Origin of the sequence: Alloscardovia omnicolens DSM 21503, assembly GCF_000420505.1 — a bacterium.
In the GTDB taxonomy this organism is placed as follows: Bacteria; Actinomycetota; Actinomycetes; order Actinomycetales; family Bifidobacteriaceae; genus Alloscardovia; species Alloscardovia omnicolens.
The window spans coordinates 12,774-38,656 of the sequence record NZ_ATVB01000009.1; the positions used below are offsets into that span (position 1 = coordinate 12,774).

Below are 25,883 nucleotides of genomic sequence, written 5' to 3' on the forward strand. Positions count from 1 at the left end.
GGCGAGGTGAGTATAATATGTTAGGTTCTCCGGTTCACGCTTAACACAAGGTTATGCGACCCGGGTTCCTTAGATTCCCTAGGAGATATTATGAAGCAGGACATTCATCCTGAATATGTGGCAACTGAAGTTGTATGCTCTTGCGGCAACACTTTCGTTACCCGTTCTACCGTAAAGAGCGGTCATATTACTGCAGACGTGTGCTCTAACTGCCATCCTTTCTACACTGGTAAGCAGAAGATTCTCGATACTGGTGGTCGTGTGGCTCGCTTCGAAGCACGCTACGGTAAGAAGAACTAGCTCTTTTAAAACGTCATCCAGCGCTTTCGCGGGCTGTGCGGCTTTCGGTTGCACGCGCGGCGAGGCGGCTGGTTGGCGTTTTTTAATACAGATTTTTGATTGTTATAGAGATTTAAGAAAGCGGCTCGTTTCGCAGGCAGTTTGATTTGGCTGGAGCGGGCGCGCAACGGACTTTGAGGAAAGGCACAGCCAGTGGCATCTGAGAATCAGTTCCCAGCAGCTCAAACTGCTCTTGAGGAATACCATAATATCGAAGCTGAGATGAGCCAGCCTGACGTGGCGTCCAATCCAGATAAGATTCGCAAGCTGGGCCGTCGCCATGCGGAGCTCGGTCAGATCGTGTCGGCTTACCAGAAGTACCTGGACGTAACCGAGAACCTGGAAGCCGCCCAAGAGCTTGCCAGTGAAGACCCTGACTTCGCCGAAGAAGCAGCGCGTTTGCAGGCTGAGCTTCCTGAAGTTGAAGAAAACTTGCGTAAGGCTTTGATTCCTCGCGATCCAGATGATGCCTCCGATACGATTATGGAGATTAAGGCAGGCGCAGGCGGCGAAGAAGCTGCTTTGTTCGCGGGTGATTTGCTACGTATGTATATGCGCTATGCAGAAAAGCGCGGCTGGGCGTACGAAATTCAGTCGCAAAATGCCACTGAATTGGGTGGCGTGAAGGATGTGCAGATTGCTTTCCGCGCCAAGGGTACTGTTGCTCCTGCTGATGGTGTGTGGGCAAGCCTCAAATATGAAGGTGGCGTGCACCGTGTGCAGCGTATTCCAGTAACCGAATCGCAGGGTCGTATTCAGACCTCTGCAGCAGGCGTTATCGTTTTCCCTGAAGCAGAAGACGACAATGATGAGATTGAGATTGATCAGAAAGATTTGAAGATTGATATTTTCATGTCTTCAGGTCCCGGCGGTCAGTCTGTGAACACAACGTATTCTGCTGTGCGTATGACTCATATTCCAACTGGAATTGTGGTGTCTATGCAGGATGAGAAGTCTCAGATTCAAAACCGCGCTGCTGCTTTGCGCGTGCTCAAGTCTCGTTTATTGGCTATGAAGCATGAAGAGGAAGCTGCGGCAGCTGCAGATATGCGTCATTCTCAGGTACGCACTTTGGATCGTTCTGAGCGTATTCGCACCTATAACTTCCCAGAAAACCGTATTGTGGATCATCGCACAAATTACAAGGCATATAACTTGGATGCTGTGCTTGATGGTGATTTGCAAGCAGTAATTGATTCTGATATCCAGGCTGATGAGGCTGCACGTCTTGCCAGCCAGAACGGCGAAAACTAAAACGATTGCTAGGGCAGTGCTGGTTGGTAGTGGCTCGCTGATATAACGGCCAGTTCAACGACAACCAGCACATCACCAGCACACCAATTGGCACACTAACGAGCACAATACTGATAAGAGTTTTCTCGTGATTGATTATGCTGAAAATGCTGATGTGCGCACTGTTGTATTGCAGTGCGCACAGCGCTTGTGTGCAGCTGGAGTAGGGCAAGATTTCTCTGATACACAGCCTGAAGTAGCCCGTCACGAGGTGACGGTTTTGCTGGCTGAAGCTTGCGGACTGAATGCGCGCGATATTCAAGCCGCCTCTTTAATGGGTAAAACGTTGGGAGAGCTGGGAACTGCTATTCAGTTGAAGCGTTTTAATAAGTGGGTAGAGCGTCGTGAGAAGCGCGAACCATTGCAGCATATTGTGGGGCGCGCTCCATTTCGTTACTTAGATTTACTTGTAGGCCCAGGCGTTTTTATTCCTCGACCGGAAACAGAACTGCTGATTGATGAGGCTTTAGAATATGTACGTTCGCTGCGGTCTTCTCAATCTTCCAGCGCAGCTGTGCGCATTGTGGATTTATGTGCGGGTTCCGGTGCTCTGGGATTAGCTGCTGCAACCGAGATTGATTCGAGTTATGTGTGGGCTGTTGAACTGTCTGAACAAGCCTTTGTGTATGCGCAGAAAAATAGCCGGCGAGTCCAAGCGCGTAATTATGAAGTTATACAAGCCGATGCCACGCTTGAACAGACTTTGCAAGATTTAAACGGAACAGTAGATATAGTTCTGAGTAATCCACCGTATATTCCTCTTACCGATATTCCTGAGCAAGTTGAGGCGCGCGAATCCGACCCTGATATGGCGCTGTATGGAGCAAGCGATGACGGTATGAAAATTCCGTCTCTGATTATTCAACGAGTATCGCAATTGCTGAAAACTGGGGGATTGCTGTTAATGGAGCATGACTGGAGTCAGGGAAAGAGTACCTGTGAACAGGCACGAAACTGTGGGTTTAGTAGTGCACAAACGCACCGAGATTTCGCTGGAAAAGAACGTTATCTGCGTGCCATAAAATAAAGACAGTGCAACGTAGCCGCACACACCTTGCGTATACCTAATACTGTTAAGGAGGACATATGAAGTATGCGCAACTAGGGAAAACAGGTATTGAAGTATCACGTTTATGCGTTGGTGGAATGTCTTTCGGTTAACGTTTCGAGGATTTTCATCAATGGACGCTCGACCAAGATAGCACTACAGAAATGATTAAACAGGCTCTTGATTTAGGCGTTAATTTTATAGATACCGCTAATACGTATGCGCATGGCACAAGTGAAGAATTTATTGGTGGAGCACTGAAAACTTTAGGTGTGAAGCGTGAAGATGTGGTGCTGGCAACAAAAGTGTATTTTAATGAGGGAAAACTTTCCCGCAGCGCAATTAAAAGAGAAATTGATGGAAGCCTTCAACGTTTAGGCGTTGACTATGTAGATCTCTATCAGATTCACCGTTTTGATTACGATACGCCTATTGAAGAAACTATGGAAACCTTAGACGAGCTTGTAAAAGCTGGTAAAGTCCGTGCTTTGGGAGCTTCTGCAATGTATGGGTACCAATTCCATAATATGCAGATTATTGCTGAAAAGAATGGGTGGACTCAGTTTTCTACTATGCAAAATCACTATAATTTGCTTTACCGTGAAGATGAACGTGAGCTTATTCCAGTGTGCAAACAGTATGGAGTTTCTCTTGTGCCATATAGCCCTCTTGCAGCAGGGCATTTAACACGTTCCACATGGGATAATAGCGCATCTGAGCGCAGTATGAGCGATAAAGTAGCGCGTTCAAAATATGATGCATCTCGCGCTCATGATGAACAGATTATTAAGCGAGTACATGAGTTATCTCTCCGTTATGGCGTATCTATGGCACAAATTTCTCTAGCATGGTTGGCATCGCAAGGAGTGACAGCACCTATTGTGGGCGCTACTTCGCCACGTCATTTTGCAGATGCTGTGCGCTATGGTGACGTTGAATTAACTCAGACTGATGTTGATTACCTCAGTGAACCATATGTGGCACATGAACTTGTAGGCTTAATAGAACATAAGTAAGTTTACGTGTTCATTCAGTGGACGTACTGAATAAAGTGTTTAATTATTTCTTAGAATAAACACAGCAATTAGCCTATTACGGAAGTCTTTCAAGGAAGAAGGAGACCTCATGCTTCCCATTTCATGCCCATACAAAGCAATCTTTTGCGATTTATATGGAACGATTTTCGATATTTCTACGCATGAAGATGATGCCTCCGTATGGGAGGAGATGCGTGCATATATGAACGACAGGGGAACACACTATGTCAATGGAGCTGATCTGTATGAGAATTATCTGCATGAGATGAACCAAGCGCAGGCTCGGGGCGAGCGTGATAAAGGTGTTCATGTGGAAATTGACTTCGTTCCTGTATGGAAAACACTGTATGAGCGTTCTGGAGCAGAGGTGAGTGTCGAGGAAGCCTACAGCACGTCAACGTATTTCCATCAGACAAGTATGAGTCTTCTTGAGCCATATTCGAAAGCACGTGAATTTTTAGCAGTCGTGCGGCGCTTGGGATTGCGCCCGATTCTCGTATCGAATGCTCAAGCTTCCTATACTCGCCCAGATTTGAAGTCTCATCATCTTACTGAATACTTCGATAGGATTTTCCTTTCGTCCGATTTCGGCATTAAAAAGCCTGATGCGCGTTTCTTCCAGCATGCCTTAGATGAGTGTGGGCTGAGTCCTCATGAGGTTGTGTATATGGGCAATGAAATTGGTTGCGATGTGCTTGGCGCTCGGGGCGTTCAGATGGATGCGATTTATCTGCATACGCCTTTATCTGTTCCTGGAGATCCGGCGTGTAGCGAGCATGCTACGTTGAACGTAGAGGGTGCTGATTATGAGGCTGTGCTTTCATGGCTGTGTAAGACTCCTGTGCGTATTGAGGGTGACGATACTTCTGCGAGAATTATTCCTGCACAGTCCGCACAGTCTGCGTAGTTTGCACCAAGCATTTTATTCATAAAGTTAGGGTGCGCACTAAGCTGACATATATGAAGAGAAAAGGAATAACGCGCACTACCTTAGCATGCTGTGCGTTACTAGGGGTTGTGCTGTCTATAGTGGCACGTGTTATAGAGCCAGATCCTAATGGGGCTGTGCAGTCTTTTGATATATGGCTGTACGGATCCGTCGCCCTAGAAGTGCTCTCATGGAGTATGGCTGCGATTCCTGCATGGTTTGTAGCTCGACGGGTGCGTGCCTTGCGTACTATGACTGTTCCTTTTCAAGTCGTGTTATGGTGCTATATTGCGGTTCTGACTTTTCTGGCTCTGTTGTGCGAAGCGCCGTACGACTATGCGCGTTCAGGTCAGTGGTGGGATTATTCATCACAAAATCCCTTATGGGCGGTGATTATTGCTCTTGTCACATGTAGCGTGTGGAATATTGAATCCGATTCTATGCCCTCCACTGTGATAGTGCGCTTAGTTTTAGTTATTGTGGCAGTTGTATGGTCCTTCGCTTTCCAAGTTCTTTTGAGTATTGTTCTTTTTACTCTGCTTCTTTTAGTGTGGCCAGTTGACGAGAAGTTCACATGGAAATCTATAAGCATCAGTAGGCAAACTGCTCTTATTATGACGGCTGTGGGCACAGGCATAACACCTCTTGTGAGCGTATGGTTAATTGGACACGTTTCTCACAGTAAAAATCAAGGCAATCAATGGCTCTTATGGTGGGCGTATCCTCTTGTTCTTGTGAGCGCAGCAGTAATACGTCTAACAGTTAATATGATCTAAACGAGGCATATATATGACGCATACATACGGTATTCAGCCGGTAAATGAGGAATCAATCGCTTTAGCAGTATCTCTTATTGAGCAAGGTGAGGTTGTGGTTATTCCCACCGATACAGTTTACGGTGTCGTTGCTCATCCAGTACACGCTCAAGCGGTAGAAAAAATATTTACTGTTAAACACCGTCCGCACGAAAAAAGTGTACAAATTCTTGCGGCCTCTCTTACTGATACACAGCGTTATGGTGTGCGTGTGCCGCAAGCGCTGAACCCTGTTGTCAGCACTTTTATGCCCGGAGCAGTCAGTATTATCGCTACCGTTAACCGTTCGGAAAGCTTGGAAACTTTAGCAACCGTACGCGAAGAAGCAGACGGTTCATATACGCAAGCGGTACGTTTGCCGAATAATCCTGTTAGCCTCAGTATTTTGCGTGCTACAGGACCATTAGCGGCTTCAAGCGCTAATTTGAGCGGTAATCCTTCGCCGTCAACCGCCCAGGAAGCATACGCGCAACTGGGAGATACGGTCAGTCTCTATCTTGATGGCGGTTCTACGCCTGGCCCAGTGGCTAGCACAGTTGTTGCGTGGGATGAGCTGAATAAACAGCCAATATTCTTGCGCGAGGGAGCAATAACTGCCCAACAGATTCGCGCTGTGTTAGCATAGAGGCACTATGCGAATCTATATTTTTATCGCCGCCATAGCAGGAGCGGTTGTCTGGTTTATGACGCCTGTAATCCGTCAACTCGCTTTCCGTATTGGAGCTGTGGGGGAAGTGCGCGCTCGCGATGTGCACACAGTGCCCACACCACGTATTGGTGGTGTTGCCATGCTGACCGGCGTTATTGTTGCATTTATTTTCGCCAGCCGTTTGCCGTGGGTTGATAATCTTTTTGATGAATCTCATCAGCTCTGGGTGGTGTTGCTGGGTGCTGTGCTGATTAACGCCGTAGGAGTGCTTGACGATTTATTTGATTTGGACTGGATGCTTAAAATGTCTGGTCAGCTCCTTATTTCTCTGCTCGTGTCGTGGGGAGGAGTGCAAATCGTTTCTTTACCACTGGGAAATCTGTATTCCATATCTACCAGCTGGTCTATTGCTATTTCCGCGTTTTTGCTCGTTGCCTCCATTAATGCGGTAAATTTTGTGGACGGCTTAGACGGTTTAGCAGCCGGTATTGTGGGTATTGGAGGTGTGGCTTTTGCCGTGTACTCCTATATGCTGGCACGTTCCACAGCGAACTTTGCTTCTGTAGCAATTATTATTGATGTGGTGATTGTGGGCGTATGCGTGGGCTTCCTTCTGCATAATTGGCATCCTGCAAGTATTTTTATGGGCGATTCCGGCTCGATGTTGCTCGGCTATATGGTAACGTGCGCATCGATTGTTATGACCGGCCGTTTAGACCCTAATGCACATCATGTGAACGTGTATTTGCCTGTTTTTATTCCTATTTTGCTGCCGATTTTAGTGTTGTTCTTGCCTGTGCTCGACATGATTCTTGCTATTGTGCGCCGCGTAAGTAAAGGTTTATCTCCTATGCATCCTGACCGTATGCATTTACATCATCGCATGTTGAGGATTGGACATTCCGTGCGGGGAGCTGTAGGTATTTTGTGGAGCTGGGCTGCTCTTATTTCATGTTCCTCGGTTCTTTTACTGTTCTTCCGTATGCGTTATGTTTTCGCAGGATTTTGCATAGCTGCACTGATTTTGGCAGTTATTACTATGTTGCCGTATTATCGTGTACGCATTGCAGAAATTCGCGCTGAACACGCGCAACGGCATGATGTGAACGGTTCAGAACGCAGTAGTGGTGAAGGAAGTGACGCATGAAAAAATCACGTTTAGGTTTTACGCTCGGATCTGCTTTTGCGCGCACCTCTACTATCAGCATTATTATTGACGCGGTTATGCTGGTTCTCGGTCTTTTCGCTGGCTTTATGAACGCGAACTGGTCAGGCTTTTTCTCAGCTCTGTGCGGATGGATTCTCGCTATTGTTTTTTCGGAAACAAACGCGGTTATAACTGTTATACTCGATGCGCTCAAAATCAAAAGTAAACAGTATATTATTTTTCTTATTCAGTTATGGGGGCTAAAACTTATTGCTGTGTGCGCTTTAGGAGCTATTTTCTTAAGCTTCGTATCGCTGAAAACAGCTGTTTTCTTTTTCCTTCTCGTTTTTACTGTTTTTGTATGCACTATTAAAAACCTTATTATTACTGCTACCGCGCAGATCTTATAAACAGCAGTGAGATAAAGACACTCGCAGAGCGTATAAACACCCTGAAAAGTCGCGCAGACTGAATACAGTGGTGCTATGGCTCAAGAAACATACAAACCACTTCCAAACCCTTTTGAGAAGCTTGGCCTCGCCTATGACGATGTTTTGCTTCTTCCTAACGAAACTGATGTTATTCCATCAGAAGTAGATACCACTACTCAGCTCACCAGAAATATCTCCATGAAGTCTCCAGTGCTGTCTGCAGCAATGGATACCGTAACCGAAGCAGAAATGGCTATTGCTATGGCTCGCAACGGTGGTATTGGTGTTATTCACCGTAATCTGAGTATTGAAGATCAGGCAACACAGGTCGATACCGTGAAACGCTCTGAATCCGGTATGATTTCCAATCCTGTTACCGTAAACCCAGACGCTACCTTAACCGATTTGGATCGTTTGTGCGCACAGTTCCGCGTATCTGGTCTGCCAGTAGTAGACCACGACGATTGTTTGCTTGGTATCGTTACAAACCGCGATATGCGTTTTGTAGATCCAGCAGAATTTGATTCTTTACGAGTGAAGGACGTGATGACCAGCGAAGGGCTGATTACAGGTCCTTCTAATATTTCTAAGGACGATGCACACAAGCTTTTGGCTCAGTATAAGGTAGAAAAGCTGCCTTTGGTTGATGCTGAAGGTAAGCTGACTGGCTTGATTACTGTGAAGGACTTCGTGAAGACTGAGCAGTATCCAGATGCTACGAAGGATGACGAAGGTCGTTTGCGCGTTGCTGCTGCTGTTGGCTTCTTTGGTGATGCATGGCAGCGTTGCACTGCTTTGGCAGATGCAGGAGTTGATGTGCTCGTTGTAGATACCGCACATGGTCATGCGAAGTTAATGCTCGACATGATTAAGCGTTTGAAGTCTGATTCTGCATTTAAGAACATCGAGATTATTGGTGGCAATATTGCTACCCGCGAAGGTGCTCAGGCTTTGATTGACGCTGGTGTTGACGCTGTGAAGGTGGGTGTTGGCCCAGGTTCTATTTGCACCACTCGCGTTGTGGCTGGTGTGGGTGTTCCACAGTTGACTGCTGTTTACGAGGCATCTTTGGCTGCACGTGAAGCTGGCATTCCAGTGGTTGCTGATGGTGGTATTCACTACTCTGGTGATATTGCTAAGGCTTTGGTTGCTGGTGCTTCTACCGTTATGCTTGGCGGACTTTTGGCTGGAACTGAAGAGGCTCCAGGTGAGAAGGTTCTGTTGCACGGTAAGCAGTACAAGGTCTACCGTGGTATGGGTTCCATGGGTGCTATGGCTCCTCGTGGTAAGAAGAGCTACTCTAAGGATCGTTACTTCCAAGCAGACGTGACTAGCAGTGATAAGGTTGTTCCAGAAGGTGTTGAAGGCGAAGTGCCATACCGTGGACCACTCAACTACGTTCTCTATGAATTGGTTGGCGGCTTGCACCAGTCTATGTTCTATACAGGTGCTCGCACTATTCCTGAGCTTCAGGCTAAGGGCAAGTTCATTCGTATTACGGATGCTGCTCTTCGTGAATCACATCCACACGATATTGTGATGACCAAGGAAGCTCCAAATTACTCTGGTTTCCACGAGTAAAAAGTTGTAAAAACATTAGAAGGTCTGCACTGCGTTGGTGCGGGCCTTCTTGTGTTTTCTCTTGTGTAAGCGCTGTGCGGTCATTTTTTCATGTCATATCAGCTCTCATATATTCCTGAAAGTTGCTAGCGTCGCACGCGCACAACGCCCACGTCCATAATTCAGATGAAATCAGCGCTCACGAGTGCGTGAAAGTTGTCAGCGCACAACGCTGACAATGTGTGCGCTTGAAAAACCCTCTCAATTCTCACTCATGAGATACGTAGACGTTGTTAGCGCCGAACGCTCACAATGCTCACGTCCATCGTTAAGAGTGATTGAAATCCTCACCCGTGCATGAATCATGGAACGCTAGAGCAAGTCATGTTTCACGCATCACTCAAGTTCCTACACGCCGCAATAATAACCAGATGAAATAAGCCAGCCCCAACCAAAACCCCGCTAAAATCCCAAGAGTTACTAAAAGCTAAAGAATAGTTTTTTGGTCTTAACGCATTAGGTTAAAGCTTGGTGATAGGACACAATACTGGTTAATCCTGTGCTAAGTTTTACAAAGCGCAACCGTCAAACTTGCGGCGCACCACGCCACACACTAAACCCTAGCAATAGTAAAGGGTCACAGCTTCAGTGAACTGAGCTGCGACCCCTTCATTATAGAGAGCTATGCAGTAGACTACTTAATAATCTCAATGCTTTCAATCATCACTGGCTCAACAGGATTATCGCGAGCATCGGTAGCTACTTCATTAATGGCATCCACAACTTTCTTCGAAGCCTCATCTGTAACCTCACCAAAAATTGTGTGCTTACCGTCTAACCATGTGGTTGGAACTGTTGTAATGAAGAACTGGGAACCGTTAGTGCCAGAGAGTTTACCCGTGAATGGATTTGGACGGCGACCAGCATTTGCCATAGCGAGCTTATAAGGCTCGTCAAAACGATGCTGATTAATCTCATCATCGAAGTTATAGCCAGGACCACCAGTGCCGGTACCCAAAGGGCAGCCACCCTGAATCATAAAGTCCTTAATAACGCGATGGAAGGTGAGACCATTGTAGAAAGGCTCGTGCGACTTTTCACCGGTTAAAGGATCAGTCCATTCCTTTTCACCAGTTGCTAAGCCTACGAAGTTCTCTACGGTTACAGGAGCGTCGTTAGGGAACAGCTCGAGTGTAATATCACCGTGTGTAGTGTGCATAATTGCTTGCATACTATCTCCTTGAATAGTGAAGAATACTTATTCTCAACTAGTCTAGCTTAATCCACACCGAGGTGTCTTGTGGTAACTTGCCATCAGCGGTGAGTTCGCCAGAAGCGAGCACAACTTCGCCAGCAGGAAGTTCGGCAGGGGTAGCGGAGAAGTTCGTCAGATTAGCCCAGCCATTGGCGCGCTTATAGGCAATAATGCCGCCAGGATTGCCGTCAGCACCATCTGTCAAACCGCTTTCCTTATCCTGCTCAAGCCATTCCAAACTCAAATCATTAGTTTGGAATTCGTGACGCAACTTCAAAGCAGCACGGTATAAGCTGAGCATAGAATCAGCATCATCTGCTTCAACATCGGCAGAGAAATCAGCGAACCATGCTGGCTGAGGAAGATGTGGCTTTTCAGAAGCATCAGCAGGAGAGAAGCCGAAGGAACCATCCGCATCGGCAGACACCCATGGAAGTGGAACGCGGCAACCGTCACGACCCTTTAATACGCCATTATTTTGGCTTGTGAAAGCACTCGGATCTTCCAACTGATCCCAAGGAATATCGGCAACTTCAAACAGTCCGAGCTCTTCACCCTGATAAATATAAGCGGAACCTGGCAAAGCCATTTCCAAAAGCAGAGCAGCGCGAGCGCGTTTCGTACCTAGTTCGCGGTTCTCGGTATAGCTCTTACCGTCACGCAAAACCCAATCAACAGCAATCTGATGCTGGTCAGTAGCAGGAATTTGAGGCAAAGCGAAACGTGTTGCGTGACGAATAATATCGTGATTGCTCAAAACCCACGTTGCGCTCGAACCAGAACGTTCAGCAGTTTCAATGCCTGCTTCAATGGCTTCATGGAAGTTATTGCGCGCCCAAAGCTTGGTTGCGAAAGAGAAGTTGAAAATCTGTCCCAAATCATCTTTGCTGGCATACAAATACTGACGTTCAGGACGCACCCAACCTTCAGCAACAGCAAAACGAGGAGGATCGTATTCGTTGAACACTTTACGCCATTCAGCGTAAACTTCGTGCACCTCATTGCGGTCGAAGAGGGGGTGAGAGCCGTCAATGCGGTTAGCTCCATCGCGAGGGGAGACCTCGGCAATCTCTGGGGAATTCATATCCTTCTTCAAAGCGTGAGCCACGTCTACGCGGAAGCCGTCCGTGCCATGATCGGACCAGAAACGCAAGGTTTTAATGAACTCTTCATGAACATCTGGATTGTCCCAGTTCCAATCCGGCTGTTCTGGAGCGAACATGTGCAGATACCACTGACCGTCTTCAACGCGCGTCCATGCAGAGCCGCCAAAAATGGATTCCCAATCGTATGGAGGTAGTTCGCCGTTTTCTCCACGACCATCGCGGAAAATGTAGCGGTCGCGCTCTGGAGAGCCCTTACCGGCTGCCAAAGCAGCTTTGAAATACTCGTGACGGTTGGAACTGTGGTTAGGAACAATATCGACCACAACTTTAATACCCACAGCATGAGCTGCTTCAACCATGGCGTCAAAATCATCCATCGTTCCCAAACGAGGATCTACATTGCGGTAATCGTCCACATCGTAACCGCCGTCGGCCAAAGCGGATGGGTAGAAAGGCGAGAGCCAAATAGCATCTACGCCCAACTTGTCGAGATAATCCATATGCGCGGTAATGCCTGGAATATCGCCTAAACCTGAGCCTGTGCTATCGGCGAAGGAGCGAGGATAAATCTGATACACCACTGCGTTCTGCCACCATAAAGCGTCAGTGGAGCGCTGAATTTCTGCCATAAAACTCTCCTTTAAGTTTTGGTTGGTACGGTTTGCATATAACCCTTACTAATGTAACCGTTTTCCATTTTGTTTCCGAGAGAAAGTATATATGATTTTGCATATAATATGAAAGCGTTTGCCATCTTCGGCGAGTCGCATGTAAAAGTGCTGTACGGCATGGAAATACTTGATGATATCGTTTGCAAAAATTAGGTAAACTGTGTTGCTGCGGATATTTTGCAGTAACTGGAAAAACAGAGCAAAAATTTAGCGAGAAATTCATCGAGAATCTGTGCGCAGAATAAAGCCGCTATAAAGATACTGCATAAAGATAGCGCCAAGGTTTGCCGTGCGTGCAACAATAGAAGCGACATAGAATCATGATAGAATCAATGCGTACAGCGTACTAAAGTGCAACAGAAGACCAGTGCATGTGCGTTGAGGGGAGATAAATATGGCGCAGGAAACGGCTTTGAGTGCGGAAGAATCTCGACTCATTTGGATTGATTGCGAGATGACCGGTTTAGATATTAATAACGATGAGCTATGCGAAGTATCCGTGGTCCCTACTGACTTTAATTTACGTGTTCTCGACGAAGGCATTGATTTAGTAATTAAGCCAAGTCAAGCAGCGGTGGATCATATGAATGATTTTGTGCGCAATATGCACACATCCTCCGGCTTAGTCAACGAGTGGAATAACGGTTTAAGCCTAGCTGATGCGCAGCAGCAGATTATTGAATACGTACAGCGTTTTTTGCCAACCGATGGTAATGGAAAAGCTCATTTAGCAGGAAATTCCATTCATTCCGATAAAAAATTCCTCGACAAATACATGCCTGAACTCATGAGCAATCTGCACTACCGCATTATTGACGTGAGCACTCTTAAAGAGCTGAGCCGCCGCTGGTATCCAGCTGTGTACGAAAATAAGCCTGCTAAGCATGGCGGACACCGCGCTTTGGCAGATATTATTGAATCTATTGATGAACTGCGTTATTACCGAGATATGATGTTCGTCCAAGCTCAGCCAAGCGCTCAAGAAGCTCAAGCAGGTGCTGAGCATGTAGAAGAAACTAGTTTGCTGCGTGAGTACGAAAAGAACGGCAACGCTTTAACAAGCGAAGATACGCCAGAAAAAGCCGATTATTAAAACGCTGAGCGTATGCAGCTGTGTAAAACTCACGGAAAGTTACGCCCCTAATCTGCCTGAGAAGAGGACCTTACTATGCTACAAAGTCAAGCTCTACAGATTCTCAACTCTGGTGCATCTGCATATCTAACAGGTGCACCGGGAGCAGGTAAAACCTACGTTCTTAATCAATTTATTAAGCGAGCGCGTACAGAAGGTAAAATAGTCGCAGTTACAGCCTCTACAGGTATTGCGTCCACGCATATTAACGGGCAAACTATCCATTCATACAGCGGTTTAGGCGTAAATACGTATCTCACAGAAAGTGTAACGAAACGTATTCTCACCAGACGCAAGAAAACTATTGCGAACACCGATATTCTCATTATTGATGAAGTATCTATGATTCATGCATGGCTTTTCGACCTCGTAGATGAAATCTGCAGGCGCGCTCGCAAAAATGATTTACCTTTCGGTGGCATGCAAGTTGTGGTCTCTGGCGACTTCTTCCAATTACCTCCTGTGTCTGTGGCATCGCGAAATGCCGATCTTCTGGGACTGTCGCCAGAAGCTGTGATCATGCAAAACAAATACGCATCGCATGGCAAAGATATGAACGGTTTTATTACCGAATCTTTTGCATGGGATGCGCTTCGTCCTGTTATCTGTTATCTCACAGAACAGCATCGTCAAGATGACGGTCAACTTCTCAGCGTTCTCAGCTCTATACGTGACGGTTCGGTTGATCAAAACGATTACAATACAATCGCTTCACGCATGTCTGCTTCTTTTGATGAGAACGATCTTATTACGCATCTGTTCCCTTCAAATAAACAAGCAGATTCGCTCAATGACACTCGTTTGGCTTTATTGCGTGGCGATGCACATGCGTTCGTAGCGACATCATCGGGATCTAAGCAGCTGGTTGACCGTCTAAAGAAGAATATGCTTGCTCCAGAAACTCTTGTTCTTAAAGAGGGAGCTACAGTTATGGCTCTGCGCAATGACAGCGATAAACAATATGTGAATGGCTCTCTGGGCATCGTAAAATCTTTTGCTTCTGAATCTAAAGGCGGATGGCCCATCGTGGAATTTGAAAACGGTCATGTGGTTACAATGAAGCCAGCAGATTGGGAAATTACTGATGCGGACACTGTTCTTGCCGTAGTTTCTCAAGTTCCTTTGCGCTGTGCGTGGGCTATTACTATTCATAAATCACAAGGAATGACTTTAGATCGCTCTGTTATGGATTTGCGTCGCACATTTGCTCCCGGGATGGGATATGTAGCTATGTCGCGAGTACAAGGATTAGAAGGCTTGTTCGTGCAAGGTTTGACTGAACGCGCCTTCCTCGTGTCTCAACAAGCAGTATTTTTAGATGCACAGTTGCGCTTTGAGTCTGAAACAGCAAGCGCTTTACTGGAGAAAGAAGGGCAACAGGCAGTTCTCCAATCTCAACGTCCAGTTGCGTTGAACGAGGCTGAAGATGAGTTCAATCAAGGAGCACTGTTCTAAGTAGCTGCTCCTATATTAGTCCTTCCTATAGTCGGTCTCTTCACGTGGTTCTAAACGTAACTTGTAAAGTCGGGTAGCGCCTATAATCTTGGGTTTTATGAGCTCAGAAGTATTACGTATGTCCCAGATGTTTTTGCGCACATTGCGCGACGATCCAGCGGACGCAGATGTTAATTCAGCAAAGTTGCTTATCCGGGCAGGATATATTCGCAAAGTAGGACCAGGCTTATACTCGTGGCTTCCTCTTGGCTTAAAAGTTCTGCGTAAAATTGAAAACGTTATTCGCGAGGAATTAGCGAAAACTGGCGCTCAGGAAGTTGAATTTCCTGTGCTTTTGCCAAAAGATCCATACACTGCTACGAACCGTTGGGAAGAGTATGGAGATAACCTCTTCCGTGTAAAAGATCGTCATGATGCAGACTATTTGCTCGTGCCTACTGCTGAGGAAATGTTCACCTTGATGGTCAAGGATATGTATTCCTCCTACAAGGATTTGCCTGTTACTTTGTATCAGATTAAGTCCAAGTATCGCGATGAATTCCGTCCTCGTGCAGGCATGATTCGTGGACGCGAATTTGTGATGCAAGATGCATATTCCTTCGACATGACCGAAGAGGATTTGAAGAAGAACTACCTGATTCAGCGCGATGCTTATGAGCGTATTTTCCAGCGACTACACGTGCCTTATGTGATGGTTCATGCAACCTCCGGCCCGATGGGTGGCTCTGCTTCTGAGGAATTCTTGTCGCCTATGCCTATTGGCGAAGATACATTCGCTTTGGCTCCTTCTGGCGCAGCATGGAATGTGGAAGCGCTTACTACAGTGAAGCCACAGGATGTTGATTTTAGCTCTACTGAAGCTATGGTGGCTTTGGAAACACCAGATTCACCAACTATTGAAACTTTGGTGGATCAATCTAATGCTTTGCATCCTCGTAGCGATGGTCGTTCGTGGCAAGCGGAAGACACGTTAAAGAACCTGATGATTGCTGTGAAGCATCCAACAGGTGAGCGTGAGGTCGTAGCTATTGGCGTGCCAGGGGATCGCCAGGTAGATATGAAGCGTTTGGAAGCTAGCTTCACCCCAGCTGAGATTGAAGAAGCAACACCAGAAGATTTGGCTGCTTTCCCAGAGCTCGTTAAGGGATATATTGGGCCAGGCGTGCTCGGACCACAGAATACCGATGAAGAAGGTCATTCACGCATTAAGTATCTGCTCGATGCTCATATTGCTCGAGGTTCCGAATGGATTACTGGTGCAGATGCAGCTGATACACACGTTTTCCACGCTGTGTATGGACGCGATTTCGAGGCTGACGGTTTCGTTGAGGCTGTAGAAGTACGCACTGGAGATATGAGCCCTGATGGTTCAGGTCCGCTCAGCTTGGAGCGCGGCGTAGAAATTGGTCAGGTGTTCCAGCTCGGTTTGAAATACTCGAAGGCTCTGGATCTGACTGTTTTGAACGAGAACGGTAAAGCTGTGCCTGTATGGATGGGCTGCTATGGCATTGGTGTGTCTCGTGTGATGAGCTGCATTGCTGAATTCTTCAACGATGAGAACGGTTTGAAGTGGCCAGTAGAAGTAGCTCCTGCTCAGGTGCATGTTATTGCTACAGGTCGCGATCAGATGGCTTTTGATACGGCAGAACAGCTCGTTGAGCAGTTAGCTTCTGCAGGTATTGAAGTTATTTTTGATGACCGCGCTAAGGTATCTCCAGGTATTAAGTTTAAGGATTCCGAACTTTTGGGTATGCCGCTGATTGCAGTAAGCGGTCGCGATACCGTAAATAACGGAACTATTGAAATTCGTTTCCGTGATGGTTCAGATACCAAGGTTGTGTCGATTGAAGAGGCTGCGCAGGCAATTATTGAGGCTGTGAACGCTCTATAATATGTGGCTACACTTTTAGATAGTTAAAGAGATCGCATTGAAAGTGCGGTCTCTTTTGCTTTTGTGATTACTTATGTGTGGCTTATATGATTTGTCAAGCTGAGGCGAGTTATTCACATTGGTTCACATATACGTGACAAGATGATTTTTGGTTCTAATCTTGGCATAGTAGAGCTACAGTCTCAAGTAGAAAGCTTGAGAGAAAAGGTATCGAAGGAGATATGATGACTAACTCAGCTCAGATAGTGCTTACTGGTTATGTGGGAACCGAGCCAAAAACATGGACAACGAATTCTAATACACCAGTGTGTAACTTCCGCGTTGGCTCTACACGTCGCTATTTCAGCACGAAAGAAAATCAATGGAAATCTGCAGAAACCACATGGGTACAGGTCAAGTCTTTCAGAAATCTCGCCACCCATGCTATGAAATCATTAAGTGTAGGAGATCCCGTTATTATTGTGGGTGCTTTGAGTATAGATTCATGGGAGAAAGATGGAGTACGTCATACTATTCCCACTATAGAAGCCACCAGTATTGGGCATAATCTCAGTTTTGGCGATGGCATGTTTAAAAAAGATGAAAGCTTAAAAAATACCCCACAACAAACGCAGTCTGCGCCTTCTGTTCCTTCTCAAAACTCGTCATCTCAGGCAGCAGTTTCTGAGAATGAATCGAGTGCACACGATATCGTCGATGCTCCCGTGAATATATGAAACCCTGTTTCTCTTGCCTCCTTCGAGGCAAGAGAAACAGGGGCATAATGCATGTATATCGCTTACCAGATATGTACGCGCTGGTCAGGAGCCAAATACATGGCATCTCCTTCATGCACATCGAAAGCATCGTAGAAACGATCAACGTTGCGCACAATACCGTTCACACGGAATTCAGCAGGAGAATGTGGATCAATCTGCAGGTATTGCTCTGCCATCTCCACACGAATAACGCTACGCCAAATCGATGCATACGAGAGGAAGAAGCGCTGCACACCAGTGAAGCCATCAATAACAGGAGCTGAATCTAGTGCGCGCGTTAACTCTTCATCGGAATCATTCTGAGCGCCAAGAGACAAGGCATAAGCCTTTAAGGAAATATTTACACCACCTAAATCACCAATATTTTCCCCAATAGTAAAGGCACCTTTGACGTGTGGCATCTGGTCAGCCTTACCTTGAGCAGTATACTTGTCTGCCACATCTTGAGGGGTGAACTGATCGTACTGGTCAATTAAAGAATGCGTCAGCTTGTCGAACTTTTCGCGGTCTGTTTGTGTCCACCAGTCTTTCAGATTTCCATCGCCGTCATACTTACTGCCTTGGTCGTCGAAACCATGACCAATCTCGTGGCCAATAACTGCTCCAATGCCACCGTAGTTAGCAGCATCATCGGCATCAGCGTGGAAGAAAGGAGGCTGCAAAATAGCAGCAGGGAATACAATCACATTCGTTGTTGGCTCATAATACGCATTCACAGTTTGTGGAGTCATAAGCCATTCGCGCTTATCGACCAGCTGACCTGCTTTAGCTAACTGATAAGCTGTTTCGTACAAGCTTGCATTGCGTAAATTGTGAATAAGGCTGTATTCTTCACGAATATCCAAAGCGGAATAGTCCCGCCATTTATCTGGGTATCCAATCATTGGTGTGAACTTAGATAGTTTATCTAAGGCCTTCTCCTGCGTATCTTTACCCAACCATGCGCTCGACTTAATAGAGACCTCATATGCATGAATAAGATTATCTACTAGCTCGCTCATGCGTGCCTTCGAAGAAGCAGGGAAGTGACGCTTCACATATTCCTGAGCAATTTCTTCTCCAGACACGCCATCTACCAGAGCTACAGCTCGACGCCAACGGTCACGCTGTACTGTTGTTCCACGCAAAACCTTGCCATAGAAATCAAACTTTGCATTTTCAAAATCAGATGGTAAATAGCTTGCCCAATGAATAAGCACATGAACTCGTGCCCAGAGCTTCACGTCATCAACATCGGCATCCGACCAGAACTGATCAATACCATCAATAAAGCTTGGCTGATACACAATAACATGAGATAGTGCAGAACGTAATGACAAAGGCTGTGCATGGGAAGCCTCAGAATTGTTATATGATTCCTGCCATGCATCCACCCATGCTTCCAAGTTGAAACTATTTAATGCAGCAGCAAACTCATCAAAAGTACGCGGATTATACGTTTTATCGCTATCGCGAGAAGCAACAACATCCCAATGATGAGAGGCAATAGAACGCTCAATATCCACAAACTTACGTGCAGAACGCAAACCTTGCTTCTCATCCTTCACATAGCCTGCTAAGAGAAGAAGCTGTGCAACCATAGCAGTATATTTTTCCACCACTGGCTTGTGGTTATCTTCACGATAATATGCCTCATCAGGCAAACCTAAACCAGACTGGAAAATATGAACGGTATGATGCGTAGGATTTCCAGGGTCTGCAAACACAGCCTGGGAGAATAAAGAAGGTCCGCCAGCTGCATCCATAGCACCCAAAACCTGAGTTAAACCAATTTTTGTGGTAACTTCATCAATACGATTCAAATCCTCGCGAATAGGATTAATACCCGCACGCTCAATAGTCTCCGTATCCATAAAGGAACGGTACAGAGCCACAGACTTAGGGCTGCTTGGGTGAGCTTCTTCCAAAATCTCATGAATCTGCTCTTCAGCATCATCAGCAAGCTTATCGAAAGAGCCGTAGCGAGCCTTATCTGCAGGCAGTTCGTACGAGTCAATCCATGTGCCATTAACGTGACGGAAAAAATCAGCCTGAGCAGGAACGGTAGACGATAAAGACTCTACATCAATACCTGAGCTGACTGAATCAGCAGAGCGGACGGAGCGCGCGCGTGAAAGCGCGAAAATAGTAGAACGGTTCATAAAAGTCATACCTATAAGGGTAACGCACAACAGCTGAGGAAACTGAAAATGTTCGAAAACTCACCTGAGAGAAAACAAAAGAACCACATAAGTTCGACCCCTCGAAACTATAACGAATACGCCTAAAAAGCTGTTATTCGCAAAAAGAGCTTGTAGATTCTTAACATCAGCACAAAACCAACCGTGCAGAAAGAAGGCGCACATGCTCAGTACGGCAACTACTCTTATAGGAGCTGTGCTTCTGGCTGGTACGTTGAGCGTTGACGCGCTCTCGGTAAGCATGTCAATTGGTGCACGCATGCATAGTGCTTTGATGCCTCAGCATTACCGCACTGCGATTGCTTGGTTTGCTGGATTACATGCCGTTGTGTATTCTTTAGGCTTTCTTTTGGGAGATTCCTTAGCTCGTGTCATGAATGGCGTGGGAGCATGGGTATCTTTTACTTTGCTTGTTATTGTTGGCGCTATTATGATCCGTTCGGCTTTTGCAACGTCTCAAGAAGATGAGTGTATGGAATCGATTCCTCCACTGCAATGGAAAACCTTAGCGCCGCTCGCTTTTGCGTGCAGTATCGATGCTAGTGCAGTTGGTTCGAGTGTAGGATTATCGGGAAGTTTGCCGTACGGTGTAAGCGTGCTTGTGCTTGGCATAGTAACAGCTCTTGCTGTAAGCCTAGGACTTCGCTTGGGCGATGTTGCTGGACAAAAATGGCAGCGTCGCGCTGAAGTAGGCGGAGGATTGGTGCTTATCTTACTAGGAGTGAAGGCACTTCTGTAATAACTTTTCTACTGTTTGGGTGTGGGCGTATTCTAAAAGCATGATTGAACTGAAAACTCCTCAAGAAATTCAGCAGATGCGCCCGGCAGGAAAGTTTGTGGGACAGATTCTGTCTGATTTGAAGAAAATGACGACAGTAGGCACAAATCTGCTGGAGATTGACAACTTCGTTAAGAACGCTATTGAAAACCGCGCGGGAGCAACATCCTGCTACGTTGATTATGCTCCAGATTTTGGAACTGGACCATTTGCGCACTATATTTGCACGTCAGTTAATGATGCTGTGCTTCATGGTATTCCTTATGATTACAACTTGAAGAACGGCGATCTGCTCAGCCTTGATTTAGCAATTAACGTTGATGGTTGGGTAGGAGATTCCGCTATTAGTTTTGTAGTAGGAGATGCTAATCCAGAAGATTTGCGCTTGATTAGGAGCACTGAAGAAGCTTTGGCTGCAGGTATTGAACAGGCTCGCTCGGGCAACCGTTTGGGGGATATTTCTGCTGCTATTGGTGACGTTGCTGCTAGCTACGGTTATGACGTGAACTTAGAATTCGGCGGCCATGGCGTGGGGCATATTATGCATGGAGATCCACACGTGCCAAATAACGGTCGCGCACACCACGGTTACCGTTTACGTCCAGGTTTGGTTATTGCTATTGAGCCATGGTTCTTAGCTACCACAGATGAGATTTATCAGGATGAGAATGACGGGTGGACGCTGCGTTCTGTTGACGGTTCACGTGGCGCTCATACCGAGCATACTATTGCAATTACTGATGGAGATCCGATTATCTTAACAGCTCGCGACGAGTAAAAAATAGAGGCTGTGCATTCATGCACAGCCTCTATTCATCAATCATTAATTTTTATGTAAAGCGGAGTTGAGCTCAATACCCAGCTTGCCTTGAGCGCGTGAACGAGCTTCAATCGCACCAGTTACCGAGTTGCGGATAAACAAAATATTATCTTTACCGCTTAAATCAGCGCCTTTAACTACTTCTAAGCTCATTCCTGCAGTCAAACGTTCTTTATCGTATACGCTAATCTTAGTGCCAGCTGTTACATATAATCCAGCCTCAACAACACAGTTATCGCCCAAAGAAATACCAATACCAGCATTTGCGCCGAGCAAAGAGTGACGACCGATAGATACACGATGCTTACCGCCACCGCTGAGCGTCCCCATAATGGAAGCGCCGCCACCAATATCGGAGCCATCGCCCACAACAACACCTTGAGAAATGCGTCCTTCAACCATGGATGTGCCGAGCGTACCAGCGTTAAAATTCACGAAGCCTTCATGCATAACTGTTGTGCCCTCAGCCAAATGAGCGCCTAAACGGATACGGTCAGCATTACCAATACGCACTCCTGTTGGCACCACATAATCCACCATGCGCGGGAATTTATCGATAGACAGCACGTTCACATCAGCCGCAATATGACCATGCGCACGCGCATCAGCAAGCACATCCAACTTGCGCACAGCAAAATTCTCCACCGCAAACGGGCCATAATTCGTCCACACAACATTGTTGAGTGCGCCAAAAATCCCATCAAGATTTACGGAGTTTGGAATCGCCAAACGCATTGACAACAAGTGCAATCGGGCATAGGCGTCAGCTGCATCCACAATCGGCTCATCAAGATACGACACAGTAAACACAGGCACACGACGCACCCCGCGCGCATCAGCAGAATCGTAAGCGGCATTGCCAAAACCGTGCGCACCGCGTGAGCCTTCAGAAGGAACAGAATCTGCCGTACCAAGTGTCAAAGACGGATACCACACATCCAAGGTATCGCCTGCTTCATCAATCGAAGCTAAACCCCAACCGTATGCCACACGCTGGGATGAAGACTGTGTTGAAATCTGTGTTTGAGTCATTTCTTCTGTCATGTTGTCTCACTTTCTGGCGACGAACTCTTTTGTTTACTTCTGCTTACTATCGCTTACTATAATCGCAGCGCGCTATGAATAGAGTAAATAGGCTAAAAACTGTATACAGTGCGCGTCATCTATCTCAGAAAAAACATCCCAGAAAACATCTCAGAAGTCACCATGTCATCCACTCAACACCCCCGTAAATGTGCCTAGGTTGTTAAGGCATGAGCAAAACAGCTGAACTAGACCTCCCAAAAGCGTAGGCTAAATAAACGTGGCAGATTATGACTTTTCTCAAGATCTAGAAGTAGCACGCGCGAAATACGAGACTATTGCTGGGGCAGTAAATCTCGATGCTTTGCGTACACAGATTAAGGATTTAGAGCGCGAAGCCAGTGAGCCAAACTTATGGGATAATCCTGAACACGCACAGAAAGTGACGGCAAAGTTATCGGCAAGCCAGGCGCAATTGCGCAAATTAAACGCGGTGGCTCAACGTTTGGATGATATTGCAACCCTCTACGAGTTGGGGTCTGAAGAAGACGATGAAGACAGCATGAGCGAAGCAAGCGCCGAACTCGTTGCCACTACAAAAGAACTCGAAGAAATCGAAATTCAAACCTTGCTAGATGGCGATTACGATGACCGCACAGCTGTGGTAACTATTCGTTCTGGTGCTGGCGGCGTTGATGCTGCCGATTGGGCACACATGTTGTTGCGCATGTATGTGCGTTACGCTGAACGTAACGGCTATAAAGTCAAGATTTTAGATACTTCATATGCAGAAGAGGCTGGTATTAAGTCAGCAACAATGCAGATTGAAGGCGATTATGCTTATGGAAAGCTTTCCGTTGAAGGCGGAACGCATCGTCTTGTACGTATTTCTCCTTTTGATAACCAGTCGCGTCGTCAAACGAGCTTTGCTGCTGTAGAAGTTATTCCTTTGGTAGAAGAAACAGACCATATCGATGTGCCAGATGCAGATATTCGCATCGATACGTATATGTCGTCTGGTCCTGGCGGTCAAGGTGTAAATACCACGTACTCTGCTGTGCGATTAACCCACATTCCCACTGGTATTGTTATTACCATGCAAGACGAGCGCAGTCAGATTCAAAATCGTGCTGCTGCTATGAGCATTTTGCAGTCGCGTCTGCTAGTTATGAAGCATGAGGAAGAAGCGAAAACACGTAAGGAACTAGCTGGCGATATTAAAGCTAGTTGGGGAGACCAGATGCGTTCCTATGTGCTCCACCCTTATCAGATGGTAAAAGATTTGCGCACTGGCTATGAAACCTCAGATACTCAAGGTGTATTTGATGGCGATTTGAACGCTTTTGTTGATGCAGGAATTCGTTGGCGTCATCAGCAGCGTCGTGAAGCGCTTGCTGAGCAGGAATGAGCCAAGCAAGGCTACAGCGAGCAAAACTAAGTAGAGCAAAACTAAACTGAGCAAGTACAAGAAGGGAAGACCATGGCACTGATTGATTTAGTGAATGTGAGCAAAGTCTATGAGCATGCATCACGTCCAGCCTTGGAAGATGTGAATGTGCATATTGATCGAGGAGATTTTGTCTTCCTTGTAGGCGCTAGTGGTGCTGGTAAATCAACTTTATTGAGCCTCTTGCTACGCGAAGAAGAAATTAGCGAGGGCGAAATTCGTGTGGCGGGTAATGATTTGCGTCGTATTTCTCATCGTCGCGTGCCGCATTATCGTCGTGGCATAGGTTTTGTTTTTCAGGATTATAAGCTATTGGAAAATAAAACAGTGTGGGAGAACGTTGCTTTTGCTTTAGAAGTGATTGGCACGAAGCGCTCTACTATTAAATCTATTGTTCCTCAGGTTTTGGAAGCTGTTGGTTTAACAGGTAAAGAAAACCGTATGCCTCACGAACTGTCTGGTGGTGAAGCTCAACGTGTGGCTATTGCACGAGCCTACGCTAATCATCCAGCTATTATTCTGGCAGATGAGCCAACAGGAAATCTTGATCCTACAACATCCGTGGGCATTATGGAAGTGCTTGAAGCCATTAACCGCACCGGCACAACGATTGTTATGGCTACGCATAACGAAGAAATTGTAAACTCCATGCGTAAGCGTGTTATTGAGTTGCATAACGGTCGCATTGTTCGTGACGAAGAAAACGGTATGTATGATTCTGCTTTGTATTTCCCTGATGAAGAAGTAGCGCAGAAAACTCATTTAAAGCAAACTGAAGAGGCTATTGATTCGCTGACTGCTGCTCTTCCAGAAACAACGATAAGCGATAATTATGAAGAAGAAGTCGTCGATATGGATGCTCTTCATGGCACATCTAATAATTCTGAAGAATCTGATGGTATTGCACGCTTAGCGCGCAGTGTTCATGCTGGTCGCCGCGGTCGTTTCGGAGAGGCTTTTGCCTCAGCAGAAGAAACACTCACCTGGGGCGGAGGACTCAAACAAGAGAACTCCGTTCCGGCACCTCCTCAGAACGAGCAACGTAACGAGGTCACGCAAGAGCCTACGCAAGAATCTGCACAAGAATCTGCAGTTCCTCCAGTTCCTCCAGCATTCCTGATGGAAGACGCCAAAAATACACTCAACAACAATACTGAACAGTCAAAGGATGGCGAATAATCATGCGTTCGCGTTTTATTTTGTCTCAAACATGGACGAATTTTAAGCGTAACGGAGCCATGATTATCTCCGTTATGCTGGTAACCTTTATTTCTTTCCTTTTTATTGGTTCTGCCGCTCTCATGCAGACGCAGGTTCAAAAGGCTAAAGGCGATTGGTACGATCAGGTAGAAGTTGTGGTGTGGCTATGCCCAGATGGTAAGAGCACATCCGCTAACTGTGCTTCAGGAACAGCACTAACTGACGGTGAAGTTTCTGATATTGAAGCCAAAATTCAAACAGAACTGTCGGGAGTTGTTTCTTCTATCCGTTATGTGTCTAAAGAAGACTTCTTTAAGAATACTTTTGTGAAGCAGTATCCTGACGGAGTATATGAGGGGCGAACACTTACTGCTGCAGATATGCAAGCTTCTTTACGTTTGAAGCTCAAAGATGCTAATAAATATCAGCTTGTTTCTGAAATGCTGAGCGGAACTAAGGGAGTGGAACAGGTTGAAGATCAGCGAGAAATCTTCGATCCTGTTTTTGCTGTGCTGAATCGCGGAACAGTAGTAGCAAGTGTTTTGGCAGGCGTTATGATTATTGTGGCGGTTTTGCTCACGGGCACAACTATTCGTATGAGCGCAGCCAGCAGACGTAAAGAGACAGAGATTATGCGTTATGTAGGTGCTTCCAATTGGGCAATTCGCATGCCATTTATTTTGGAAGGCGTTTTAGCCTCGGTTCTCGGCTCTCTTCTCGCTATCGGATCATTGATGGCTGTTGTAAAGATTTTCGTTACTGATTGGCTTGCACAACAGATTACATGGATGACTTTTATTAATATGACGAGCGTCTTATGGATTGCGCCGTGGATTCTTCTGGGATCTATTGTGCTGTCTGTTATCGCTTCCTCAATTTCGCTACGAAAGTATCTACACGCATAATTCTTGACCGTCCAG

Annotated in this window: 22 protein-coding genes and 1 pseudogene; 19 read left to right on the forward strand and 4 right to left on the reverse strand. The window is 46.3% G+C overall.

Annotated features, from left to right (window positions below; all coding sequences use genetic code 11):
• Positions 1 to 90 precede the first annotated feature (90 nt).
• The 10 genes and pseudogenes from rpmE (at position 91) to guaB (ending at position 9,268) form a co-directional block, all read left to right on the forward strand.
• Positions 91 to 300, forward strand: coding sequence for a 50S ribosomal protein L31 (gene rpmE, locus G464_RS0104790; RefSeq protein WP_021617841.1), 210 nt, complete (start codon positions 91 to 93; stop codon positions 298 to 300).
• 192 nt (positions 301 to 492) lie between these two features.
• Complete coding sequence (gene prfA, locus G464_RS0104795; protein ID WP_022856949.1) at positions 493 to 1,593, forward strand: peptide chain release factor 1; 1,101 nt, start codon at positions 493 to 495, stop codon at positions 1,591 to 1,593.
• A gap of 187 nt (positions 1,594 to 1,780) precedes the next feature.
• Positions 1,781 to 2,659: a peptide chain release factor N(5)-glutamine methyltransferase gene (gene prmC, locus G464_RS0104800; RefSeq protein ID WP_049216950.1), complete on the forward strand. Its 879-nt coding sequence runs from the start codon at positions 1,781 to 1,783 to the stop codon at positions 2,657 to 2,659.
• A gap of 167 nt (positions 2,660 to 2,826) precedes the next feature.
• Positions 2,827 to 3,696, forward strand: a pseudogene (locus G464_RS08960) (aldo/keto reductase); the annotation flags it as partial.
• 109 nt (positions 3,697 to 3,805) lie between these two features.
• Positions 3,806 to 4,624, forward strand: a complete 819-nt coding sequence (locus tag G464_RS0104810) for an HAD family hydrolase (RefSeq protein ID WP_022856951.1) — start codon at positions 3,806 to 3,808, stop codon at positions 4,622 to 4,624.
• 122 nt (positions 4,625 to 4,746) lie between these two features.
• On the forward strand, positions 4,747 to 5,421 hold the full coding sequence (locus tag G464_RS0104815) for a hypothetical protein (RefSeq protein WP_049188015.1): 675 nt from the start codon (positions 4,747 to 4,749) through the stop codon (positions 5,419 to 5,421).
• Positions 5,422 to 5,434: 13 nt separating this feature from the next.
• Positions 5,435 to 6,085, forward strand: a complete 651-nt coding sequence (locus G464_RS0104820; RefSeq protein ID WP_022856953.1) for an L-threonylcarbamoyladenylate synthase — start codon at positions 5,435 to 5,437, stop codon at positions 6,083 to 6,085.
• 7 nt (positions 6,086 to 6,092) lie between these two features.
• Positions 6,093 to 7,256, forward strand: coding sequence for an MraY family glycosyltransferase (locus G464_RS0104825; RefSeq protein WP_022856954.1), 1,164 nt, complete (start codon positions 6,093 to 6,095; stop codon positions 7,254 to 7,256).
• Complete coding sequence (locus G464_RS0104830) at positions 7,253 to 7,666, forward strand: hypothetical protein (protein WP_022856955.1); 414 nt, start codon at positions 7,253 to 7,255, stop codon at positions 7,664 to 7,666. The genes G464_RS0104825 and G464_RS0104830 overlap by 4 nt, the downstream gene beginning before the upstream one ends.
• 75 nt (positions 7,667 to 7,741) lie before the next feature.
• On the forward strand, positions 7,742 to 9,268 hold the full coding sequence (gene guaB / locus G464_RS0104835; RefSeq protein WP_022856956.1) for an IMP dehydrogenase: 1,527 nt from the start codon (positions 7,742 to 7,744) through the stop codon (positions 9,266 to 9,268).
• A gap of 673 nt (positions 9,269 to 9,941) precedes the next feature.
• Here guaB and G464_RS0104840 read toward each other — a convergent pair.
• Positions 9,942 to 10,478: a peptidylprolyl isomerase gene (locus G464_RS0104840; protein WP_022856957.1), complete on the reverse strand. Its 537-nt coding sequence runs from the start codon at positions 10,476 to 10,478 to the stop codon at positions 9,942 to 9,944.
• A gap of 37 nt (positions 10,479 to 10,515) precedes the next feature.
• A complete protein-coding gene (locus tag G464_RS0104845; protein WP_022856958.1) occupies positions 10,516 to 12,237 on the reverse strand; it encodes a glycoside hydrolase family 13 protein in 1,722 nt (573 codons plus the stop codon).
• A gap of 436 nt (positions 12,238 to 12,673) precedes the next feature.
• Between G464_RS0104845 and orn the strand changes: the two genes are divergently transcribed.
• The 4 genes from orn (at position 12,674) to G464_RS08965 (ending at position 17,473) form a co-directional block, all read left to right on the forward strand.
• The gene (gene orn, locus G464_RS0104850; RefSeq protein WP_021617857.1) at positions 12,674 to 13,372 is read left to right on the forward strand and encodes an oligoribonuclease; all 699 of its coding nucleotides are present in this window, start codon (positions 12,674 to 12,676) and stop codon (positions 13,370 to 13,372) included.
• Between the two features lie 75 nt (positions 13,373 to 13,447).
• Positions 13,448 to 14,866, forward strand: coding sequence for an ATP-dependent DNA helicase (locus tag G464_RS0104855; RefSeq protein ID WP_022856959.1), 1,419 nt, complete (start codon positions 13,448 to 13,450; stop codon positions 14,864 to 14,866).
• Positions 14,867 to 14,963: 97 nt separating this feature from the next.
• Positions 14,964 to 16,757: a proline--tRNA ligase gene (locus tag G464_RS0104860; RefSeq protein WP_026472623.1), complete on the forward strand. Its 1,794-nt coding sequence runs from the start codon at positions 14,964 to 14,966 to the stop codon at positions 16,755 to 16,757.
• 221 nt (positions 16,758 to 16,978) lie between these two features.
• Positions 16,979 to 17,473 carry a single-stranded DNA-binding protein gene (locus tag G464_RS08965; protein WP_080651160.1) on the forward strand — a complete coding sequence of 165 codons (495 nt, stop codon included), beginning with the start codon at positions 16,979 to 16,981 and terminating at the stop codon, positions 17,471 to 17,473.
• A 62-nt stretch (positions 17,474 to 17,535) separates the two neighbouring features.
• Here G464_RS08965 and G464_RS0104870 read toward each other — a convergent pair whose 3' ends face one another.
• Positions 17,536 to 19,656 carry a M13 family metallopeptidase gene (locus G464_RS0104870; protein ID WP_022856962.1) on the reverse strand — a complete coding sequence of 707 codons (2,121 nt, stop codon included), beginning with the start codon at positions 19,654 to 19,656 and terminating at the stop codon, positions 17,536 to 17,538.
• 202 nt (positions 19,657 to 19,858) lie between these two features.
• Here G464_RS0104870 and G464_RS0104875 point away from each other — a divergent pair, with 202 nt between their 5' ends.
• Together G464_RS0104875 and map are read left to right on the forward strand one after the other, a co-directional pair.
• Positions 19,859 to 20,434, forward strand: coding sequence for a manganese efflux pump MntP (locus G464_RS0104875; RefSeq protein WP_022856963.1), 576 nt, complete (start codon positions 19,859 to 19,861; stop codon positions 20,432 to 20,434).
• 40 nt (positions 20,435 to 20,474) lie between these two features.
• Positions 20,475 to 21,251, forward strand: coding sequence for a type I methionyl aminopeptidase (map, locus tag G464_RS0104880; RefSeq protein WP_026472625.1), 777 nt, complete (start codon positions 20,475 to 20,477; stop codon positions 21,249 to 21,251).
• A gap of 45 nt (positions 21,252 to 21,296) precedes the next feature.
• On the opposite strand, the gene dapD is transcribed toward map, so the two are convergent.
• On the reverse strand, positions 21,297 to 22,337 hold the full coding sequence (gene dapD / locus G464_RS0104885; RefSeq protein ID WP_022856965.1) for a 2,3,4,5-tetrahydropyridine-2,6-dicarboxylate N-succinyltransferase: 1,041 nt from the start codon (positions 22,335 to 22,337) through the stop codon (positions 21,297 to 21,299).
• Positions 22,338 to 22,596: 259 nt separating this feature from the next.
• Here dapD and prfB point away from each other — a divergent pair, with 259 nt between their 5' ends.
• The 3 genes from prfB to ftsX all read left to right on the forward strand — a co-directional run bounded on the left by prfB (position 22,597) and on the right by ftsX (position 25,868).
• Positions 22,597 to 23,724 carry a peptide chain release factor 2 gene (gene prfB / locus G464_RS0104890; RefSeq protein WP_021617865.1) on the forward strand — a complete coding sequence of 376 codons (1,128 nt, stop codon included), beginning with the start codon at positions 22,597 to 22,599 and terminating at the stop codon, positions 23,722 to 23,724.
• A gap of 72 nt (positions 23,725 to 23,796) precedes the next feature.
• Positions 23,797 to 24,942 (forward strand): cell division ATP-binding protein FtsE, encoded by a 1,146-nt coding sequence (gene ftsE, locus G464_RS08970; protein WP_022856966.1) that lies wholly within the window; start codon positions 23,797 to 23,799, stop codon positions 24,940 to 24,942.
• A 2-nt stretch (positions 24,943 to 24,944) separates the two neighbouring features.
• On the forward strand, positions 24,945 to 25,868 hold the full coding sequence (gene ftsX / locus G464_RS0104900) for a permease-like cell division protein FtsX (protein ID WP_022856967.1): 924 nt from the start codon (positions 24,945 to 24,947) through the stop codon (positions 25,866 to 25,868).
• Positions 25,869 to 25,883 lie beyond the last annotated feature (15 nt).

What these genes read in the sequence shown, in the direction of transcription:
- G464_RS0104840 (WP_022856957.1), bottom strand. Translation starts at nt 10,478, where the DNA reads ATGCAAGCAATTATGCACACTACACACGGTGATATTACACTCGAGCTG.
- G464_RS08965 (WP_080651160.1), top strand. Translation starts at nt 16,979, where the DNA reads ATGATGACTAACTCAGCTCAGATAGTGCTTACTGGTTATGTGGGAACC.
- rpmE (WP_021617841.1), top strand. Translation starts at nt 91, where the DNA reads ATGAAGCAGGACATTCATCCTGAATATGTGGCAACTGAAGTTGTATGC.
- G464_RS0104855 (WP_022856959.1), top strand. Translation starts at nt 13,448, where the DNA reads ATGCTACAAAGTCAAGCTCTACAGATTCTCAACTCTGGTGCATCTGCA.
- G464_RS0104845 (WP_022856958.1), bottom strand. Translation starts at nt 12,237, where the DNA reads ATGGCAGAAATTCAGCGCTCCACTGACGCTTTATGGTGGCAGAACGCA.
- G464_RS0104825 (WP_022856954.1), top strand. Translation starts at nt 6,093, where the DNA reads ATGCGAATCTATATTTTTATCGCCGCCATAGCAGGAGCGGTTGTCTGG.
- G464_RS0104875 (WP_022856963.1), top strand. Translation starts at nt 19,859, where the DNA reads ATGCTCAGTACGGCAACTACTCTTATAGGAGCTGTGCTTCTGGCTGGT.
- guaB (WP_022856956.1), top strand. Translation starts at nt 7,742, where the DNA reads ATGGCTCAAGAAACATACAAACCACTTCCAAACCCTTTTGAGAAGCTT.
- G464_RS0104810 (WP_022856951.1), top strand. Translation starts at nt 3,806, where the DNA reads ATGCTTCCCATTTCATGCCCATACAAAGCAATCTTTTGCGATTTATAT.
- G464_RS0104830 (WP_022856955.1), top strand. Translation starts at nt 7,253, where the DNA reads ATGAAAAAATCACGTTTAGGTTTTACGCTCGGATCTGCTTTTGCGCGC.
- orn (WP_021617857.1), top strand. Translation starts at nt 12,674, where the DNA reads ATGGCGCAGGAAACGGCTTTGAGTGCGGAAGAATCTCGACTCATTTGG.
- G464_RS0104870 (WP_022856962.1), bottom strand. Translation starts at nt 19,656, where the DNA reads ATGAACCGTTCTACTATTTTCGCGCTTTCACGCGCGCGCTCCGTCCGC.
- dapD (WP_022856965.1), bottom strand. Translation starts at nt 22,337, where the DNA reads ATGACAGAAGAAATGACTCAAACACAGATTTCAACACAGTCTTCATCC.
- ftsX (WP_022856967.1), top strand. Translation starts at nt 24,945, where the DNA reads ATGCGTTCGCGTTTTATTTTGTCTCAAACATGGACGAATTTTAAGCGT.
- G464_RS0104820 (WP_022856953.1), top strand. Translation starts at nt 5,435, where the DNA reads ATGACGCATACATACGGTATTCAGCCGGTAAATGAGGAATCAATCGCT.
- map (WP_026472625.1), top strand. Translation starts at nt 20,475, where the DNA reads ATGATTGAACTGAAAACTCCTCAAGAAATTCAGCAGATGCGCCCGGCA.
- ftsE (WP_022856966.1), top strand. Translation starts at nt 23,797, where the DNA reads ATGGCACTGATTGATTTAGTGAATGTGAGCAAAGTCTATGAGCATGCA.
- G464_RS0104860 (WP_026472623.1), top strand. Translation starts at nt 14,964, where the DNA reads ATGAGCTCAGAAGTATTACGTATGTCCCAGATGTTTTTGCGCACATTG.